Genomic DNA, 18,259 nt, shown 5'->3' on the forward strand with positions numbered 1-18,259 from the left:
AAAGTGAAAAGTTTCATTAATGACGAATGCCTAAAATAGAATCTGCAATATTTACTGCATGGTCTCCTATACGCTCTAAGTTGCTAACGATATCCATATAAACAATTCCTGCAGCCCCGCTACACTCATTCGTGTTTAATCGGGCAATATGCTTTTGACGTAGTTTATCTTCCATATCATCAATCAGGCTTTCTAGCTCTGTTACTTCTTGAGCTAAGCTCAGGCTAGCGGTATCTAATGCTTCTATACTTTTGCGTACTGCCTCTATGGCTAAACTAAACATACCTATTAAGTCCTGTCGCGCTGATTTACTTAAGCTTACCTCGTGGTGATCCTTGTACTGTAAAAGCTCTAAAATATTTTCAAAGTGATCCCCAATTCGTTCAAAATCCCTTACATTTGTCAATAAAGTATGATGTCTTACTGAGTCTGCACGGGAAAGAGGCTGCTTAGACACCATTACTAAATAATCAGTAATTTCATTGTCTAGATGATTAAGCCCGACTTCTAGCTGTAGCACCGTTGGAATATGCTCTACCTCTCCAGATTTCATGTATAGAAACGTTTCTTCCAACCCACGCAATGCATGTTCACCCATTCGCAATACCTCTTCTTTAGCTTGACCCAGCGCAATAGCGGGTGAGGAATCAATGAATGATGGATCTAAATGCTTAGTTGTTACATTGATATTGCCATCATGTCCCGGCAGTAGCTTTGTAACTAATGCTGCGAGTCCAGCGATAAATGGTAGTTGGATCATCATATTAAATACATTGAATGAGCCATGAGCAATGGCAATTTGCATGCGAGGCTCTAAATGAAATACGCCACTAATCCACTGTACATATTGCATAAACGGTGTGAACAATAACATAAAAATAATCGTCCCAATCACATTAAATAACACATGAGCCGCTGCTGCACGCTTAGCATAAATAGAAGCACCAAGAGAAGCTAAAACTGCTGTAATGGTCGTGCCAATATTTTCTCCAAACAAAATCGGTAAAGCACTATTTAAACCAATTAATTGTTCTGCATATAAACCTTGCAATACCCCCACCGTTGCGGTAGAGCTTTGCACCAGTAAGGTGAAAATGGTTCCTAAAAATATGCCTAATATCGGTTGGTTACTTAAATGAAGCGTTAACGATGCAAAATCTGCAAGCTGGTGTAACGCCTGCATACTAGCACTCATCAACTCTAGCCCTAAAAATAAACCGCCAAAGCCAAATAGAATCTGACCAATATGTTGATACGTTGCTTTCTTTAAGAAAAATAAACAGGCAGCCCCAATTGCCAATAAAGGGTAAAAATAGAGTCCAATATTAATACCAATAATAAATGCTGTAATCGTTGTACCAATATTTGCCCCCATAATGACGCCGATTGCTTGACGCAATGTTAAAAAACCAGCACTCACTAACCCTACAGTGATGACTGTTGTGGCAGAACTTGATTGTATGCAAATCGTTACAAATATACCAACTAGGACACCCATAATAGGGTTTGTGGTAAAGCGATTTAACCATTCACGTAACCGATCATCCGCTGATTTTTGTAGCCCATCCCCCATGAATTTAATGGAAAATAAAAAGACCCCTAGCCCACCTAAAAACTGAAAGAGAATGCTTTGCCAATCTATTGTCAATTGTTTTCGCTCCAATTCCTACATCTCTACTACCCTCGTTCTAATCATTAAATGATTCCAAACAAAAAGTAAAGAAATCCTTTAACTTCTTTACATAATGTTAACATTTTAACATCAAGACCCTCCTCATTTATACTTCTTTCATATCTTGTCCTCTTTGAACATGTTAAAATATCGATTGGAGGAGATATAGCATGAAACACTCACAGCTTTTTATTGATAGTCTTATACATCCTAAAAAACTAGCAGCCTATCGTTTATTACCTATTGGAAAGGTTATTCAATATACTTTTCTACTGATTACCATTGTTTCCGTATTCTCTTTAGGTCGTTTTGCAGCAGGTATGTCCGTTGATACATTCGATATGGACAGTTTAACTGGTTTAACAGATTACATAGAGGGCATTAAATGGCTCTTATATCCATTCACCTTCCTAATGCTTTTCGTCGTGACAACAATGCTTATTTTTGCACAAATTGCCCTTTATGCTTTAGCAGGTTTATTTATCTTGAAAGCGATGAAGCGTCGGGGTGAGTATCGCCATATCTGGAGAACAACTACCTTTGCGATCACTTGGGCTACGTTACTTTCGATGTTAGCAGACTATCTGCCCGTTAGTAGTACTGTTATCACTGTACTATCTTTATTTTTAACCATTTCTCTATTAATTGTGGCCTTTACAAAATATCCAAAACAACCAAATTTAAAATAATGTGCATGAATCCCCTCTCTTCTCAATATAGTGTAGAAAAGGAGGGGATTTTTTGCGAGCATTCATCTTAACAACTATCATTATCGTAATTGCCTTTGTCGTCAAAGTAGATTTAACAGAAGGGTCCATCCCACTTGCGGCTTTATCCACAAAGACCTCAGAAAATGGACTTTGTGAACAACAGCGTGAGCCAAATTATATTACTGTACAAACGATTGAAGGAGATACCATCCATAGTTTATTTGCTCTACACCCTGCTAAAGTTCCCATGACCTTTCCAGAACGCTTACAACTTTTTTACAACTTAAACCCACACTTACAATTACAAGCACTAGTTCCAGGTGAAAATATCAAGCTTCCTCTCTCATTTGAGCTTGAAAACAAATGCGGAAAATGAAAAGTTAGCGTTTCTTCCTTGTCCTTATTTTCTTACACTGCTAAAATAAATGACAGTGACGGCTGAAAATAGTGGCCCGAAAAGGAGAGAAAGTTAATGAGTGAAATTTGTCACCGTACAAATACACGTCCTGTACGTGTCGGTAACTTAACAATTGGTGGTAGTAATGAATTATTCATTCAAAGTATGTGTACAACCAAAACACATGATGTAGATGCAACAGTGGCAGAGATTCTTCGACTTGAAGAAGCAGGCTGTCAAATAGTTCGAGTTGCAGTTCCAGATGAGCGTGCTGCAGATGCAATTGCCGAAATCAAAAAACGTATCCATATTCCTTTAGTAGCTGATATTCATTTTGACTATAGATTAGCATTAAAAGCCATTGAAAATGGTATCGATAAAGTACGTATTAACCCAGGTAATATTGGTCGTAAAGAAAAAGTGGAGGCTGTCGTGAATGCGGCTAAAGCAAAGGGTATTCCAATTCGTATTGGTGTAAATGCCGGTTCATTAGAGCGTCATATTTTAGAAAAATACGGCTATCCAACGGCTGATGGTATGGTTGAGTCTGCTCTTCACCATATTAAAATTTTAGAAGACTTGGACTTCCACGATATTATTGTATCGATGAAGGCATCTGACGTTAATCTTGCCATTGAAGCCTATGAAAAGGCGTCTAAGGCTTTTAATTATCCGCTACATTTAGGGATTACAGAATCAGGTACACTGTTTGCTGGTACTGTAAAATCAGCGGCTGGACTTGGAGCCATCCTATCAAAAGGAATTGGTAACACATTACGTATTTCACTTTCAGCAGACCCTGTTGAGGAAATAAAAGTAGCACGTGAACTATTAAAATCCTTTGGTCTAGCTTCTAATATGGCAACATTGATCTCTTGTCCAACATGTGGACGCATTGAGATTGATTTAATTTCCATTGCGAATGAAGTAGAAGAATATATTTCTAAATTGAAGGTACCTTTAAAAGTAGCAGTATTAGGCTGTGCGGTAAACGGTCCTGGAGAAGCGCGTGAGGCAGATATCGGTATTGCTGGTGCCCGTGGTGAAGGCTTGTTATTCATGAAGGGGAAAACAGTCCGTAAAGTGCCAGAAGAAACAATGGTGGAAGAATTGAAGAAAGAAATTGATAAATTAGCAGCAGAAATGGAAGAAAAACGCGCAGCGGAAGAAGCTCAAAAAGCGAATGCCTAAGGAGGTGCTAGCATGAAGAAGCCCCGCTTTGGTATTGATATTGATGGGACTGTGACATGTCCAAGTACACTCATTCCACATATTAATAAACAGTACAATGTAAATATTACGCTGGATGATGTTTGTGAATATGATTTTTTATCTGCCTTCCCACACCCTATTGACCGAAGTGCCTTTAATACTTGGTTTAAGGAAAATGAACCTTACATGTATGAAGTCTCTGAGGTGGCAAAAGATGCAAAAAATATTCTAAGCGCTTGGAAAAATAATTTTGAGCTGTATTATATTTCTGCACGAGGTGAAAATGTAGCAGACATCACGGTCGATTGGTTTAAATCGCAAGCTATACCTTACGACCATATCGAGCTTCTCGGCAGCCATGATAAACTAGCCGCTGCAAAAAAACATAATGTAGAAGCTTTCTTTGAGGATAAGCATGATAATGCGGTGATGCTGGCAGAGGAGTTAAAAATACCTGTTGTGTTATTTGATACACCTTATAATCGTCTTGCCGTTCCTAATAATGTTGTAAGGGTTTATAACTGGCAGGAAGCGAATCAATTTATTACACACTTCTTCAAATAAGTATAAGAGCTGTACGCAAAGTTGGATGAAAATTTCACCTTGCCTACAGCTCTTTTAATTTAATATTGAAATTTAGCTAGTGCTGCCTGTAAGGAGTCCGTCATAGCTGTTAATTGTTGGGCTTTGCTATTGATGTCATGAACCGCTAAATTTTGCTGTTCCATCGTTGCCAATAGTTCCTCTGTTCCTGCTGAGGATTGTTGGCTAACAGCCGTCATATTTTCCACTGCACGTACAACCTCCTGCGTCTCCCTTTGAATGACACTGGAGGCAGCTGTCACATTATCGATTTGCGCTACTGTATCGACAATATGGCGTAAAATCGCATCAAGTGCCTGCTTATTGGCATCAATATATTGCGTATTGTTTTCCACAGCTAAGACAACACTTTGCATAGCATCACTAGCCTTTGCTGCTTCTCTAACAACCATATTAATAATGGAGGCGATTTGGCTTGTTGATTTGGCTGATTCTTCAGCAAGCTTCCGTACTTCCTCTGCCACAATTGAAAAGCCCTTGCCATGCTCACCTGCACGAGCAGCTTCTATCGCCGCATTTAATGCTAATAAATTTGTTTGACCTGCAATTGCATTAATGACTTGTAAAATACGATTAATTTCTGTTGATTGGTCGCTGAGCTGTTGGACGACCATAGCTGTCAGTGACACTTTTTCCGACATCACTTCCATCCCTTGAATAGACTGCTCTGCATGAATTAAACCTTGTTTAGAAGACGCTGTTGTAAGCTGAGAATCCTGAAGCATTTCTTCAATTGCCATTTGAATTGCTTGCAATTTCTGCTCAACCTCATGTGTAACGCCTAATGTGGTAGACGCCTGTTCGGCTTGTACGGTAGCACCTGTCGCCAACTCACTTGTTGTTGTTAACACCTGTTCGATACTGATGCTCATATCATTGGTAGAAGCACGTAATTCTCCGCTGTATAGATTCACCTGATTGGAAATATGTGTAGCCGCTTGTAACAGCTCGCGCATATTGTCTGTCATATGATTCATTGCATGTGCAAGCTCGCCAATTTCATCCTTCGAACGAACCTGTAACGGCTCCACTGCTAAATTTCCACCAGCAATGGTTTTGACCTGTTCCACTGTCTGAACCACTGGTTTGACGATCCGCTGAGCTATCCAAGTAATGGCACCAACTAATACAATAATACCAATAATAGCTAGTAATATTGATAACCACATTGCCTCACTTGCGGCTGCCATTACCTCATCAGATGGAATAATTACCTGCAATGCCCACGGTGTCGACGTTTGACCAATTTGGATAGGTGAGACAGCAATAAAGGAAGCTTCTTGTAAATAGGATGAATAATCCTCTACTAGATAGGATTTGCCCTGTTCAACAGCAGACAAAACTTTATCCGCACTTTTATATTTTTCCATTTCAGTCACTGGTCTATTGACATAATCAGGAGATGGATGGGCAACAAATGTCCCCTTATGAGATACTATGGCACTATACCCTGTATCATAGAGTACATTTTCATTATTAATGGCTACCAATGTTTCTAAGCTTATATCAATTCCAACAAGACCAACGACTTTTCCATCTATTTGAATAGGTATAGCTGTGGAAGTCATCAATACATCTTGACCATCAATTGGGTAAATTAGCGGCTCTAAAATAACCTCTTGTTTCAACGTTTTAGGTAATACATAATAATCACTAGTTTCATAGTCTTCTAGAGGAGCAAGCGTCACACCATTGTTGCTGCGTGCCCAATAGGGAAGGAAACGACCTGATGCATCATGCCCTTTCGAATTGGCAAAATGAGCATCTTGTCCATCAAAGGCATTTGGCTCCCAAATCGTCCAAACCCCTAGGAAGGTATCATTTTGTTCGAGTAATTGTTTGAGCATCTCGTTTGCTAAATCACGATCTCCCTTATGATTGGCTACCATTGTTTGAAGATTAGAGGCTACTGTCCTTGCTGTATCCATCGCATAATCAAGTTCCATTTGCATTTGATATGCACTTTCGGACGCCCGCGATTGAGCGAGCTGTCGTGCATCCTCCACTGCTAATGAATTAGTTTTTACAATATTGACACTTAAAATAATGATGAACACAATCATCATTGTAGATAACGTTGTCAGTAATATTTTATGTAGTAATTTCATATGTACCAGCTCCCGCCTATAGCAACTAAATAAATAATAGCATTTATACGTCAATAAATAACTAAATATTCAGAAAAATAATTCTTATAGAATTTAACTTACAATATAGCTGCATGTCATCCCGTTGTACATAAGATGACACGCAGCCTTAGTTCTCTACTAAAAATGGAATTTTGCTAGTGTTTGTTGTAAGGAGTTCGTCATACCAGATAAGCTTTCTGCCATATTTTTCAGCTCATGAACCGCGGTATTTTGCTGCTCCATCGTTGCTAATAGCTCCTCTGTTCCTGCTGAGGACTGCTGGCTGACAGCTGTCATATTTTCCACTGCCCGGACTACCTCTACTGTTTCCGTTTGAATTAAATGAGAGGCAGTTGTCACTTCGTCGATTTGCGCTACAGTATCAACGATATGCTGTAAGATGGCATCAAGTGCTTGTTTATTGGCATCAAGATACTGTGTGTTGGTTTGCACAGCAGCCACAACATTTTGCATGGCATCGCCTGCTTTGACAGTCTCCTTCACAACCGTATCAATAATAGCTGCTATTTGACTCGTCGATTTGGCGGACTCCTCTGCAAGTTTGCGTACTTCCTCTGCTACGACTGAGAAGCCTTTTCCATGCTCTCCTGCACGAGCAGCCTCTATCGCAGCATTAAGTGCAAGTAAATCCGTTTGACCTGCAATAGCATTTATGACTTGTAAAATACGATTAATTTCAGTCGATTGGTCACTCAGCTGCTGGACAACAGATGCTGTTAATGTGACTTGCTCCGACATCGCCTCCATGCCTTGAATCGATTGTTCCGCATGAACCAAACCTTGCTTAGATGCCTGCGTAGTCTCCTGAGAGCGATGAGTCATTTCCTTGATTGCCGCTTGAATAGCTTGCAATTTCTGCTCTACCTCTTGCGTTACACCTAGCGTTAGGGCTGCGTGCTCAGCTTGTAGGGTTGCTCCTGTCGCTAACTCACCTGTTGTCGTTAGCACTTGATCGATACTCACACTCATATTTTTTGTGGAAGACATGAGACGATCACTAAAGGTACTTGCCTGATTTGAAATTTGCGTTGCTTCCTGAATCAATGTTCGTGTATTACTTGTCATGATATTGACAGCCTTTGCTAAATGACCAAGCTCGTCCTTGCTATCCTCCGCTAATGGCTCCACTGCTAAATTTCCATCTGCAATCGCTTGCACCTGCTCCACTGTCATTACGATAGGTCGAACAATTCGACGAATAAGCCATGTTAGCACGATTATAAGATAAATAAGGCCAGCAACGCCTATGATGACCATCGTCCATGTGAGTTTTGTTGTTTGTGCTAACACTTCTTTAGTCGGTACTGTGACAAGCAATGACCACGGAGTTTCCGTTTTTCCAATATGAATGGGAGCAGTGACAATATAGCTATCCTCTTGTAAATAGCTTGAAAAATCTTGAATAACGGAAGCCTTGCCCTGCTGAATGGCTGATAGAATCTCGTTTCTATATGTATACTGTTCTTGCTCAGCAAATGGCTTTGTCACATAATCATTATTTGGATGTGTCACAAACATGCCATTATTCGAGATAATCGAACCAAAGCCACTCTCAAATAATTTTACTTGTTGGCTTAGTTGAGCGAATGTTTCTAAACTCATATCCACGGCCACGATGCCTTTAAATTCATTGTCAATCGTAACAGGCACAATGATGGACGTTAATAACACATCCTTACCCGCAATAGGATAAACAAATGGTTCCAAAATCATTTCCTGTCCTTTTTGTTTCGGTAATAGATAAAAATCAGACGTATCATAATCAACAATAGGAGAAGGAACGATACGATCACCATCGCGCGTCCAAAATGGAACATAGCGTCCTGATGCATCATGTCTTTCTGTGTTTATGTATTTTTCATCTTGCGCGTCGAAGGCATTAGGTTCCCATACAGACCAAACACCCATAAATTGCTCATTATTTTTCAAAATACGTTGGAACATAGCATCTGTTAAAGCACGATCAGCCTTTTGTTCTTCCACCATTGTAGTTAAATTAGCTGCAAGCGTACGTGCTGTATCCATAGCATAATCAAGCTGAATTTGAATCTGGTTGGCGTGATCCGATGTTTCTGCTTGTGCCATTTTTTGAGCTGTTTCTATTGTTAAATTTTTTGTTTGATAAATATTCACAACTGTTATAACTGCGAATACGACAAATACTGTCCCAATGACAGTTGCGAGAATTTTCCCCAATAAATTCATATGCATCATCCCCTTTAGATAGAAAGTAATAGATACCTAACCAATTAAGCTAATTATAGCATCAGTAACCATGAGTAAAGTATCTAAATCAAGAGGAAATATGTCTTTTTTATAGATAAAAACTCCTGTTTCCAGGAGTTTTTCAAAGTTCAGCTCGCTATATGTCAAGTATGCCTCGTAGCCAACGCTCCACAAAGTTTTCAAACGTAATTCCATAATTATCATAAACAGCATGATAAACAAAGTATGTTCCTAATCGATCAAGCATTTCATCATTAATTTTCATCACAAACCGCTCCTATTCTTTTGATTTTTTACTAAATATTCAGAATTATATATTTCTCAAATGCCGAACAATCAAGTGGAGGTCGCATCGTTGCAAAACCGTCACAAACTACCGCCTTCATGCCCTTTCTTCATATTTTTCTTTTCGTTAAGATAGTTATAACAACTTACTAGACTGGAGGGACTACTTGTGAAATGGATGACAAAAGTTGCTTGTATCACATGCATCTGCGCACTACTTTCTGGCTGTGGTGGTCGATTTTCAGAAATTAAAGATGCTGCTTCAGGCATCAATTCAGCTGCTAATTCCGCAGCTAGTGCAGTTAGCCGAGATGTCCATGCAATACGTGCACTAGACATTAACTATAAAGATACATCGTTTACGGTTAATGACCTATTTAAAACTATTTTACGTGACATACGCTGGGATTATGACCTCGAAAAAAATGAGCTACATGTGAGAGGTACTTGGCAGCCTCCGCTATTTTCTGATCAGGCGTGGAGTGACGACATGAAAGAAAAGCTTGCTGAATCAGGCTTTGTGACTGTTACCTGTAAAATAATTGACGACAAAATTGATAGCGAGCAATCGAGCATAACACTTACATATAATGAAGAAATTCTCTTACAAAAAAATGGTGAGGAAGCTCTCCATCACCTATATGATACTTATTTACTTCCGTAAACTTAGGAACGTCTCTACCATTTAATCATGGCAGAAACGTTCTTTTTTTGAAAAAAATCTTATAATTTCGAAATATCAAAGGCTATCATTTGAATAAACTAAAACCATCACGTTATAATCAAAGTATCACGTGATGGTTTGGAGGTGTTTGCATTGGGACAGAAAAATTAAAGATTGGCGAGCTTGCAGAAAAAACAGGCATTACTAAACGAACAATCGATTACTATACAAATATTGGTTTGCTAGATGCAGAACGTTCTGCAGCAAATTATCGCTACTATGACCCAGCCATGATTAAACGGCTTCAATTTATTGAACAGCGCAAACAACAGGGGCTTTCACTTGTACAAATCCAACATGAACTAAACATCACACCCTATGAAGAAATCGATGTACAGGTGCTTCGTTTAAAAATGCAAGATTTAGAGCATGATGTTACATCTCTGCTAGCACAAATGAACAAGCAAGATGATAAAAGAATTGAAACGATTAAGAAAAATGTTTCACCCGAAAGTATTGCATTAATGCAATCTTTATTATTACTCATTCATAATTAGGAGGTGACGTTCTGTTTTTACAGAACGACTATTTGGAGACCATAATAAACCTATCGATTTTTACCATTTTATTAGCTTTAACAGGCTTTTTCGTAGCAACAGAATTTGCCATTGTAAAAGTACGTTCCTCAAGACTTGACCAGCTGGTTGCAGAAGGCAATAAAAAAGCAGTTGCTGCGAAACATGTTGTTCAACACTTAGACGAATACTTATCAGCCTGTCAATTAGGGATTACTGTAACCGCTCTTGGTATCGGGATGGTTGGTGAAAAAACTTTTGAATTTATGCTTCACCCACTATTCGAAATGATCGGCATTTCTGATAAATATATGACAATCTTTACAATTGGAACAGCCTTTGCCATCGCTACGTTTTTACATGTAGTAGTCGGCGAATTAGCCCCAAAAACAGCTGCCATCCAAAAAGCTGAATCCATTACACTTCTTTTTGCAAAACCCATTATGTTTTTCTATAAGATCATGTATCCATTTATTTGGTTCTTGAACGGTTCTGCACGTGTGTTAGTTGGCTTATTCGGTATGAAACCTGCTAGCGAACATGAGCTATCTCATACAGAGGAAGAATTGCGATTATTACTGTCCGAAAGCTTTAAAAGTGGTGAAATCAATAAATCTGAGCTCAAATATGTTAATAACGTCTTTGAATTTGATGAACGTATTGCTCGTGAAATCATGGTTCCCCGAACAGAAATTGTTGGAATTGAACAAAATGAATCTTTTACAAACATTATTCATTACATCGCTGCTGAAAAATATACCCGTTACCCAATCTATGATGGGGACCGAGATAATATATTAGGTTTCATCAATGCGAAAGAACTATTAACCCATGGTCTACTTGAACAACTTACAGACGACTCATTAGTTCTAGAAGATTTCATAAATCCTGTCATTCGCGTAATTGAAACAATGCCCGTTCAAGAATTACTTGTACGTATGCAAAAGGAACGAATCCATATGGCCATCCTAATGGATGAATATGGTGGTACATCTGGTCTTGTAACAGTTGAAGATATTTTAGAAGAAATTGTTGGTGAAATTCGAGATGAGTTTGATGGTGATGAAATTGCGGATATTCGAAAAATTACAGATCATCACTATTTATTAAATGCAAAAATGCTTGTGGAAGATGTAGAAAATCTATTAAACATTACGCTGGAAGCTGAAGAAGTGGAAACATTAGGTGGTTGGTTCTTAACTGTAAATAACGGCATTAAAGCATCAAAAAATATTGAACTAGGCTCCTATATTTTTAGCATCTATGAGCAACAAGGTCATCAAATTCATTATATTGAGGTTCGTCCTCTTCGAAAAAATCTACTTCTTAAAACAGAGGTTCAATCGTAACTGTAGGAAACAGTATTCCTTATTCCATTATTAGCCATTTCACTATATAATGAATAGAGAAAAATGATTTTAGTTGTAGGGGGCCATACACATGACATTATTTAAGCTATATCATTCAGATGGTATTCACATTATTACTGATGTAAAGAAACACAAAACAAATATTGAGTTAAAAACAATCACGGGAGAAGTTCTATTTATTATCGTGGTAACAGATGAAAATTACACAGTCTACGATGATCGTTTTGCAGGAGCTTCCAAGCAATTAAATTCAGTTGAAGCTTTCGATATTGATGGGAGTTTTCGTAGTTTAGATTTCGATAATATGCGCTCACTATTTAAAGAATCTTTTACAAAGCTATTACAAGAGATTGCTGTGTGTGTCAAAAATAAAGAGGAGCTTGTGGATATTGATACACTCCGCCATAAAGTCAGCGCTCAGATTAAAGGCATCCACTTCAGAGTGATCTCGGATACGAAAAAATATGAAATCTAACATCCAACAGACTGTCCATTAGGGGCAGTCTGTTTCAATTTTACGCGATCTCAGCCACTTCCTAAGGTGAAAGAAAAACACGCTTCTTTACTTTCATGTATAATAGAACTTAACAATCTGAAAATAAGGGGTGTTAGGATGAATCGTGAACAATTAATCACACTCGTTTCAGAAAAACTGAAATTAATCCGTACAGAAAAAGCTTTCACACAGGATCAAATGAGTGATTTACTAGGATTATCAAAAAAAACACTTGTCCAAATTGAAAAGGGCCGTATACTAGCTGGCTGGACAACCACTGTTACAGTTTGCACATTGTGTCGAGACAGTACGATTTTACAGCATGAACTTGGTGGTGATCCATTAGAGGTTGTAGATTTAATCGCAAATAATGGAACATTGCAGCCAAAGGAGAAAACAATGGGTGGATACATATGGTGGAAAAACATTCAGGAGTATGGTGGTTTTCGACTACAGCAAAACGTCATCAGTCAGCATTATCGCATTTTAGACAGCAATAATTTTCGCCTCATTTCAACCTTTGATGAACAAATAGCGAAGCAAGCATGGGAAAAACTACAGATATAATTTTTAAGTCAAACAGTAGGAGCATTGCAATTTGCTTCTGCTGTTACGTTTCAAGCATTTCCCCTCCTCTCATAACTCATCTTCTCTAGACAAATGAATAAAGCTATAAAATCATCCTTCATATGATAAACATAGTAGTAGGAGAATTGTTTCTTTAAAAATTCTATGAAAAAAGCTAGGAGAAGCTAGAAAAGTCGAAACTTGTAGAATAATTCTCTATACTTAAGGGTAAAGCTGTACTATTAGAAAGGATGCTCGTACATGAACCGTATACTAGCAATTAGTGACATACATGGAGAATTAGGGCTACTGGAAGAACTATTATTAAAAGCAAACTATGACCCAATCAACGACCAGCTTTTTCTTCTTGGTGATTATATTGATAGAGGGCCCTCTTCTAGTGGTGTGTTAAATTTAGTGAGTGAACTACAGACAAAAGGTGCACGCGTTTTACTAGGCAATCATGAGGCGATCATGCTCAATGCATGTCGTTCAGGCCTTGCTAAGCCATGGAACCATTGGGTAGGACTTTGTGGTGGTGAGGCTACATTAGCAAGCTACGGTTATCAGTTGGCAGACTTTGAGGAAGCCATCCAAAGTAATACACTACCTAGCTTTATTAAAACGCTCCCTAAGCTCGAAGAACATTTACAGTTAATCGAGACATTTGAAATATATATTGAGTTAGAGGATGCTATTTTCGTCCACGGTGGCGTTGTGCCAGGTGCTGCAATAGCCGAAACTGACCCCATGCGCTTACTTTGGATTCGTGAGGAATTCCACGCAGGCTATCAAGGGGAAAAAACAATAATCTTCGGCCATACCCCTACTTATAACCTGCATCATGATCCAACTGATTATCGTGTTTATTTCGGAGAAAATAATATTATTGGCATTGACGGTGGAGCTGTGTTTGGCGGACGGTTACATGCATTCGAATGGCCTAGTCGCCAAATCATTTCTGTCGATAATAAAAAACCAACAAGTAACGAGTAAACTTGTTGGTTTTTATTTTCGTAATTGTTTTCGCACTACTTATTTTTTTCAGGGCAATTTTTGAAAAAATTAATATAACTTAAAAATAACTCCTACTAGCGAGTACACAATGACTGTTGAGAATAGTATAGTCATATGGAATAGGGAAAAAACAAACATTTTGGTAGCCCATTTCACTTGATCTGTATTACTATGATAACCGTAAATACTCATCACTAGCCAAGCAACACTTAAGATCAATGCCACAAGCATGATGCCTACACTTAGCGAGCCAAATAAAAAGCTTGATAGAATCAATAATATTAAATAGAAATTGGTTTGATAATACGTTCGACGCATCCCTTTGATAACTGGTAGCATGGGCACACTGGCTGCTTCATAGTCTACACGTTTGCGAATGGCAATAGCATAGAAATGTGGCATTTGCCAAATGACCATAACAAAAAATAAACCAAGTATCGCTGGGTGTGTAATATCTGTAGATACAGCAGACCAACCAATTAATGGTGGCACCGCACCACTAATACTACCGATTTCTGTATTATATATGGTACGACGCTTTGTCCACATTGTATAAGGGACTACATATAGGAATACACCTAATAATCCAAATGCCGCTGCTAAAGGTGACGCAAGTGCCAACACTGCTACTCCAATAATTAACATTACAACAGCTAATGATAACGTCGATTTTGCTGACATTTCACCTGTTACAGTTGGTCTGCTTTGTGTACGAGGCATAATTGCATCAATATCACGATCATAGACATTATTAAAGGCCCCTGCAGCTCCAATGACAAGGGCGGAACCGATTGTTGAAAAAATGATTTCTGGTATATTGTCTACAAACGTCATTTTATTTTTATACATGCCTAGCGTTAAACCAGCCCACATAGGTATTAAATTAGATTTGATAATCCCTGTCTTGACGGTTTGCGCTAAAATAGAAGAACGTGATGACTTCCCTCTTGTTTTTTCGGAGGATAGTGGTTTATGCTCCGTTTTCAGATTTTGTTCCATTCAGCTTAATTCCTTTTCTCCATAATTTCTACACGCTTTCATCGATAGAAAGCGACAAAATTTGCATCTAGCACATCAAATTATTATTTTACCCCTTTTAGATCTGTTCTGTCTCTCTTTTCACATAAAGTACATGTTTTTCATCTAACAAAGAACGTTCATTCACAACATCTACTATGATACCACCGACTGACGTGAATTTGAACCTTCTTGCCTCGATTCTTCCAAACACTATTGGAGAAAAATAATTTGATAATAGGTCTTATTACAGTAGGCAAAAAAACCGAGACAAATTTTTGCCTCGGATTTCCTTTTATTGAATTTCTTCCTGTAGTTGCTGTGCTAAAAATGCCACTAGATCACGAAGATTATCAGGTGTTACACCATGTCCATCTGGGTATTGTTTAAATGTCACCGTGGCACTAAATTGTTCAAAGATCTCCTTGCTTTCCATTCCCCATTGAGAAGGTATTACATAATCATAATCACCGTGCGAAATAAAAGCATGTAAATGTTCTACAGAACGAATGGCATATTCCTCCGTCACAAACTTTGGCGTATAGCCACTTAATGCAACAATACCCGTCACTAAATTCCCCATAACAAAGGCAAGTGATTGTGCTAAAACCGCACCTTGGCTAAAGCCTAAAACAAATACTTTATGTGGATCGATTTGATATTCTTCGATGGCCTCTAATATAAATCGTTGCAGTGCAACCAACACTTTATCGAAGATTGCACGATCTGGTTGCCCCACCTCTTGAATGGTAAAAAAAGCATAGCCGGGATGTTGCGTAATTGGTCCTCGTAAGCTAAATATATGACATTGCTCTTGAAAATCCTGCACTAATTGTGGTAAATCATCTTCATGGCTGCCCATGCCATGAAGCAAAAAAATAGCGGGATATTTCTTCGTAGGGTCCATATTTGTTGGTTGTGTATGGTTAAAAGTAAATGGTGTATTCATTTAATCAAATTCCTTTCGCGTGAAGCTTTGTAACAAAATTAGTGTAATTTTGTTTTATTAATTAATCCATCTGTATGGTAGGCAATGTAGCCATTGACAATTCGTATCGTTTCCTGTGGGTCTGCGTCAAAGAGTATTTTTGATTGCTCTGGCGTGGATACAAGCACGGTTAATAAATCCATGCGCATGGAATGCCCAGCAGAGCTATAGGCATAATCATAAATAATCGCTTCCTCTGTCATATCTTCCGACTCATATTGCTGATGGAATAAATCCTTTGCAGCATCCAATTGCTCTGCTACTTGTTGACGAATGCGCATCTGATGCATTAATAATTCCTCTTCAAGAGCTGATGGCTTTAGCCATTCCTTAGCTTGAAGCATTTTTAGAAATTCCTGCTCCCAAGCCTGTTCATTCTCCGTAAAATAAAGCATATTCATCATCAACATGTCCCAAAAGTCCATAGATGTTGCGGCAGATTGTCGCTGCATAGTAATTGTTTCTTTAAAATGCTCTTCCACTTTTGTAATATTCATATTGCGAACTAAATGATTACATACGTTTTCTATAAACTTATTTGCCGCTTCTTGTGCCATAAAAAATCCGTCCTTTATATCTACAAATCATTTTCTTTCTTATCATACCATGATTGTGAAATATGGCAACGAACCCCGCTCACTTGATTTCTCAGTAAAAAGGACGTCTCCATATGCATTGGAGACATCCTCGCTGTGTTGGAAAACAAAATCATCTAAAGCATTTTTTGAAAGGTGAAAAGAGATTTTCGTTACAGATTACTTCGTCACAGGTGCGCCCATGGAGCGAACGCAAGTGAGTGAAGTGGCTCATCGGACACGCTGGCGGAACGGAAATCAACCCCACGCCTTGCCAAAAGGTCTTTTTTCGCTCTTGGCATAATCTTATTTCAACAAAATAAGGATGTCTCCATATACATTGGGACATCCGCATAATATTATAAAACTATTGAAATTAGTTTTCTGTAGAAGACTCCTGAATGTTAGGAAAAAACATAGCTATCCATATTATCTACTGTATTTTGAATGGCATCTTTCAATGACCGCTGCTGTTCGCCACAAGAAGTTAGTGCATCCTCTAAAGTGATTGCTGCATTCGCCATAAATGGAGCCATTTGCAAATCCTTAGCTAATTGAATAAGTACAAGCGCTTTATTCCATTTCCAACGAGGATTTGTTGGATCTAGCTGTATCGCTTGTTCTAAATAACCGAGCGCATCAAATGGCATCCAACCAAAACGATGCATCGTCTGCCCTGTGATTCCCCAATAGACAGCCTTATTCGGATTTTCCTTTACTGCTTGTTGAAAGCAGTGAACACTCTCATTGTATTGATGTGCGAATAGGAACAGCTCTCCCTGTGTAAAAAAGGATTGTGCCTTGTCTGCAGGTGTTCCAGTTTTTGCGACTTCCTCCAATTGCTGAATACGCTTCGCAAATGACTCTTCATCTTTTATTGCCCGTATTTCTACAACTAGATCTGATTCTGGATAGCTTTCATCAGCGCGTTCCAAATGCTGTACTTCGATATGACCAGTTGGCTTTGGATAACGATCATATTCATATTCTTCTAATAATCGAATATACTTTTGTGCTAGTGCTTTGTCTGCTTCATTTGTCACCTGCTTCGCTAATTCATAGCATTTCATCAGTTCACCATTATAAAAATAATCATCCATTGACATTCATCATTCCTCCAGTGTACAACTATTCAGTATTTTTAGTATACACTACAAAAACAAATGAGACCGTATCTAAATAATTATGATACAGTCTCTTCCTTTTCTATTTATTTAACACAACCGTATTTAAGAACGTTCGTAAATCTTCTTCTTTAAGAGCTCCTACAAAGCGATTTACTTCTTTACCATCTTCGAAACGAATGAATGTTGGTGTTGCTTTAATATTATATTTTTCCCATAAATCATCGTATTCATAGACATTCAATTGAGCAATATCAACACCAAGCTCATCGGCAATTGGCATTAATACTGGTGTAAATGCTTGACAGTGTACACAGATTGGACTGAAGAAGTAAGCATTAACCGGTTCGCCCGCTTTAATTTTAGCTTCTAGTTCGTCTGGTAACATAATGTTTTGATAGTTTTCATCATCCAATTGATCAATTGTTTCTTGTTTTAGCTTTTTATCGCCATAAGGGTTATTTGCGCTTTCTAATTTACTTTTGTTTGAGACGTTGGTAAGCACAATAATTGCTGCAAATAAAACAACAATCACTGAACCAATAATTAATAATTTTTTCACTAAAGTAGTGACCTCCTTTTTTACACTAAAAGCCCTAGTTTTAGTGCAT

19 protein-coding genes are annotated in these 18,259 nt (G+C 38.3%); 10 read left to right on the forward strand and 9 right to left on the reverse strand.

The features are described from left to right. Positions 1-16: 16 nt before the first annotated feature. Positions 17-1,648: a Na/Pi cotransporter family protein gene (locus RCJ95_RS00975; protein ID WP_221680119.1), complete on the reverse strand. Its 1,632-nt coding sequence runs from the start codon at positions 1,646-1,648 to the stop codon at positions 17-19. A 194-nt stretch (positions 1,649-1,842) separates the two neighbouring features. On the opposite strand from RCJ95_RS00975, the gene RCJ95_RS00980 reads away from it, so the two are divergent. The 4 genes from RCJ95_RS00980 to RCJ95_RS00995 all read left to right on the forward strand — a co-directional run bounded on the left by RCJ95_RS00980 (position 1,843) and on the right by RCJ95_RS00995 (position 4,555). Further along, the gene (locus tag RCJ95_RS00980) at positions 1,843-2,361 is read left to right on the forward strand and encodes a DUF1189 family protein (RefSeq protein WP_221680118.1); all 519 of its coding nucleotides are present in this window, start codon (positions 1,843-1,845) and stop codon (positions 2,359-2,361) included. Between the two features lie 52 nt (positions 2,362-2,413). Continuing rightward, positions 2,414-2,758, forward strand: a complete 345-nt coding sequence (locus RCJ95_RS00985) for a hypothetical protein (protein WP_221680117.1) — start codon at positions 2,414-2,416, stop codon at positions 2,756-2,758. A gap of 96 nt (positions 2,759-2,854) precedes the next feature. Continuing rightward, positions 2,855-3,970 (forward strand): flavodoxin-dependent (E)-4-hydroxy-3-methylbut-2-enyl-diphosphate synthase, encoded by a 1,116-nt coding sequence (gene ispG / locus RCJ95_RS00990; protein WP_221680116.1) that lies wholly within the window; start codon positions 2,855-2,857, stop codon positions 3,968-3,970. A 12-nt stretch (positions 3,971-3,982) separates the two neighbouring features. Then, positions 3,983-4,555, forward strand: coding sequence for a 5' nucleotidase, NT5C type (locus RCJ95_RS00995; RefSeq protein WP_221680115.1), 573 nt, complete (start codon positions 3,983-3,985; stop codon positions 4,553-4,555). A 59-nt stretch (positions 4,556-4,614) separates the two neighbouring features. Here RCJ95_RS00995 and RCJ95_RS01000 read toward each other — a convergent pair whose 3' ends face one another. From RCJ95_RS01000 to RCJ95_RS01010, 3 genes are all read right to left on the reverse strand, one after another. Beyond that, positions 4,615-6,702 (reverse strand): methyl-accepting chemotaxis protein, encoded by a 2,088-nt coding sequence (locus tag RCJ95_RS01000; RefSeq protein WP_337976959.1) that lies wholly within the window; start codon positions 6,700-6,702, stop codon positions 4,615-4,617. 159 nt (positions 6,703-6,861) lie between these two features. Then, entirely contained in the window at positions 6,862-8,949 is a 2,088-nt protein-coding gene (locus RCJ95_RS01005; RefSeq protein ID WP_313149893.1) for a methyl-accepting chemotaxis protein, read from the reverse strand. Positions 8,950-9,106: 157 nt separating this feature from the next. Next, positions 9,107-9,235 carry a hypothetical protein gene (locus RCJ95_RS01010; RefSeq protein ID WP_004227289.1) on the reverse strand — a complete coding sequence of 43 codons (129 nt, stop codon included), beginning with the start codon at positions 9,233-9,235 and terminating at the stop codon, positions 9,107-9,109. A gap of 198 nt (positions 9,236-9,433) precedes the next feature. Here RCJ95_RS01010 and RCJ95_RS01015 point away from each other — a divergent pair, with 198 nt between their 5' ends. The 6 genes from RCJ95_RS01015 to RCJ95_RS01040 all read left to right on the forward strand — a co-directional run bounded on the left by RCJ95_RS01015 (position 9,434) and on the right by RCJ95_RS01040 (position 13,923). Next, on the forward strand, positions 9,434-9,919 hold the full coding sequence (locus tag RCJ95_RS01015; RefSeq protein ID WP_446721859.1) for a hypothetical protein: 486 nt from the start codon (positions 9,434-9,436) through the stop codon (positions 9,917-9,919). 215 nt (positions 9,920-10,134) lie between these two features. Next, positions 10,135-10,476 carry a MerR family transcriptional regulator gene (locus RCJ95_RS01020; RefSeq protein WP_036218600.1) on the forward strand — a complete coding sequence of 114 codons (342 nt, stop codon included), beginning with the start codon at positions 10,135-10,137 and terminating at the stop codon, positions 10,474-10,476. A 32-nt stretch (positions 10,477-10,508) separates the two neighbouring features. Then, positions 10,509-11,843, forward strand: coding sequence for a hemolysin family protein (locus RCJ95_RS01025; protein ID WP_221680111.1), 1,335 nt, complete (start codon positions 10,509-10,511; stop codon positions 11,841-11,843). A gap of 91 nt (positions 11,844-11,934) precedes the next feature. After that, on the forward strand, positions 11,935-12,339 hold the full coding sequence (locus RCJ95_RS01030; protein WP_004227282.1) for a hypothetical protein: 405 nt from the start codon (positions 11,935-11,937) through the stop codon (positions 12,337-12,339). A gap of 138 nt (positions 12,340-12,477) precedes the next feature. Then, positions 12,478-12,927, forward strand: coding sequence for a helix-turn-helix transcriptional regulator (locus tag RCJ95_RS01035; RefSeq protein ID WP_009370152.1), 450 nt, complete (start codon positions 12,478-12,480; stop codon positions 12,925-12,927). A 261-nt stretch (positions 12,928-13,188) separates the two neighbouring features. Beyond that, positions 13,189-13,923, forward strand: coding sequence for a metallophosphoesterase (locus tag RCJ95_RS01040; protein ID WP_221680110.1), 735 nt, complete (start codon positions 13,189-13,191; stop codon positions 13,921-13,923). A 69-nt stretch (positions 13,924-13,992) separates the two neighbouring features. Here the strand turns inward: RCJ95_RS01040 and cyoE are convergent, their stop codons facing one another. The 5 genes from cyoE to RCJ95_RS01065 all read right to left on the reverse strand — a co-directional run bounded on the left by cyoE (position 13,993) and on the right by RCJ95_RS01065 (position 18,210). Then, a complete protein-coding gene (gene cyoE, locus RCJ95_RS01045) occupies positions 13,993-14,943 on the reverse strand; it encodes a heme o synthase (RefSeq protein WP_131520585.1) in 951 nt (316 codons plus the stop codon). Positions 14,944-15,256: 313 nt separating this feature from the next. Next, on the reverse strand, positions 15,257-15,910 hold the full coding sequence (locus RCJ95_RS01050) for an alpha/beta hydrolase (protein WP_446721799.1): 654 nt from the start codon (positions 15,908-15,910) through the stop codon (positions 15,257-15,259). A gap of 38 nt (positions 15,911-15,948) precedes the next feature. After that, positions 15,949-16,506: a hypothetical protein gene (locus RCJ95_RS01055; RefSeq protein WP_221680108.1), complete on the reverse strand. Its 558-nt coding sequence runs from the start codon at positions 16,504-16,506 to the stop codon at positions 15,949-15,951. A 422-nt stretch (positions 16,507-16,928) separates the two neighbouring features. Continuing rightward, positions 16,929-17,630, reverse strand: coding sequence for a tetratricopeptide repeat protein (locus RCJ95_RS01060; protein WP_257520179.1), 702 nt, complete (start codon positions 17,628-17,630; stop codon positions 16,929-16,931). Positions 17,631-17,730: 100 nt separating this feature from the next. Further along, the gene (locus RCJ95_RS01065; RefSeq protein WP_004227263.1) at positions 17,731-18,210 is read right to left on the reverse strand and encodes a thioredoxin family protein; all 480 of its coding nucleotides are present in this window, start codon (positions 18,208-18,210) and stop codon (positions 17,731-17,733) included. Positions 18,211-18,259: the final 49 nt, after the last annotated feature.

Source organism: Lysinibacillus sp. BSL11, assembly GCF_052928325.1.

Bases quoted from the DNA above. Each gene is read 5' to 3' on its own strand.
- RCJ95_RS00980 (WP_221680118.1), top strand. From the start codon at position 1,843: ATGAAACACTCACAGCTTTTTATTGATAGTCTTATACATCCTAAAAAA.
- ispG (WP_221680116.1), top strand. From the start codon at position 2,855: ATGAGTGAAATTTGTCACCGTACAAATACACGTCCTGTACGTGTCGGT.
- RCJ95_RS00995 (WP_221680115.1), top strand. From the start codon at position 3,983: ATGAAGAAGCCCCGCTTTGGTATTGATATTGATGGGACTGTGACATGT.
- RCJ95_RS01000 (WP_337976959.1), bottom strand. From the start codon at position 6,702: ATGAAATTACTACATAAAATATTACTGACAACGTTATCTACAATGATG.
- RCJ95_RS01005 (WP_313149893.1), bottom strand. From the start codon at position 8,949: ATGAATTTATTGGGGAAAATTCTCGCAACTGTCATTGGGACAGTATTT.
- RCJ95_RS01010 (WP_004227289.1), bottom strand. From the start codon at position 9,235: ATGAAAATTAATGATGAAATGCTTGATCGATTAGGAACATACTTTGTT.
- RCJ95_RS01015 (WP_446721859.1), top strand. From the start codon at position 9,434: ATGACAAAAGTTGCTTGTATCACATGCATCTGCGCACTACTTTCTGGC.
- RCJ95_RS01030 (WP_004227282.1), top strand. From the start codon at position 11,935: ATGACATTATTTAAGCTATATCATTCAGATGGTATTCACATTATTACT.
- RCJ95_RS01035 (WP_009370152.1), top strand. From the start codon at position 12,478: ATGAATCGTGAACAATTAATCACACTCGTTTCAGAAAAACTGAAATTA.
- RCJ95_RS01040 (WP_221680110.1), top strand. From the start codon at position 13,189: ATGAACCGTATACTAGCAATTAGTGACATACATGGAGAATTAGGGCTA.
- cyoE (WP_131520585.1), bottom strand. From the start codon at position 14,943: ATGGAACAAAATCTGAAAACGGAGCATAAACCACTATCCTCCGAAAAA.
- RCJ95_RS01050 (WP_446721799.1), bottom strand. From the start codon at position 15,910: ATGAATACACCATTTACTTTTAACCATACACAACCAACAAATATGGAC.
- RCJ95_RS01055 (WP_221680108.1), bottom strand. From the start codon at position 16,506: ATGGCACAAGAAGCGGCAAATAAGTTTATAGAAAACGTATGTAATCAT.
- RCJ95_RS01060 (WP_257520179.1), bottom strand. From the start codon at position 17,630: ATGTCAATGGATGATTATTTTTATAATGGTGAACTGATGAAATGCTAT.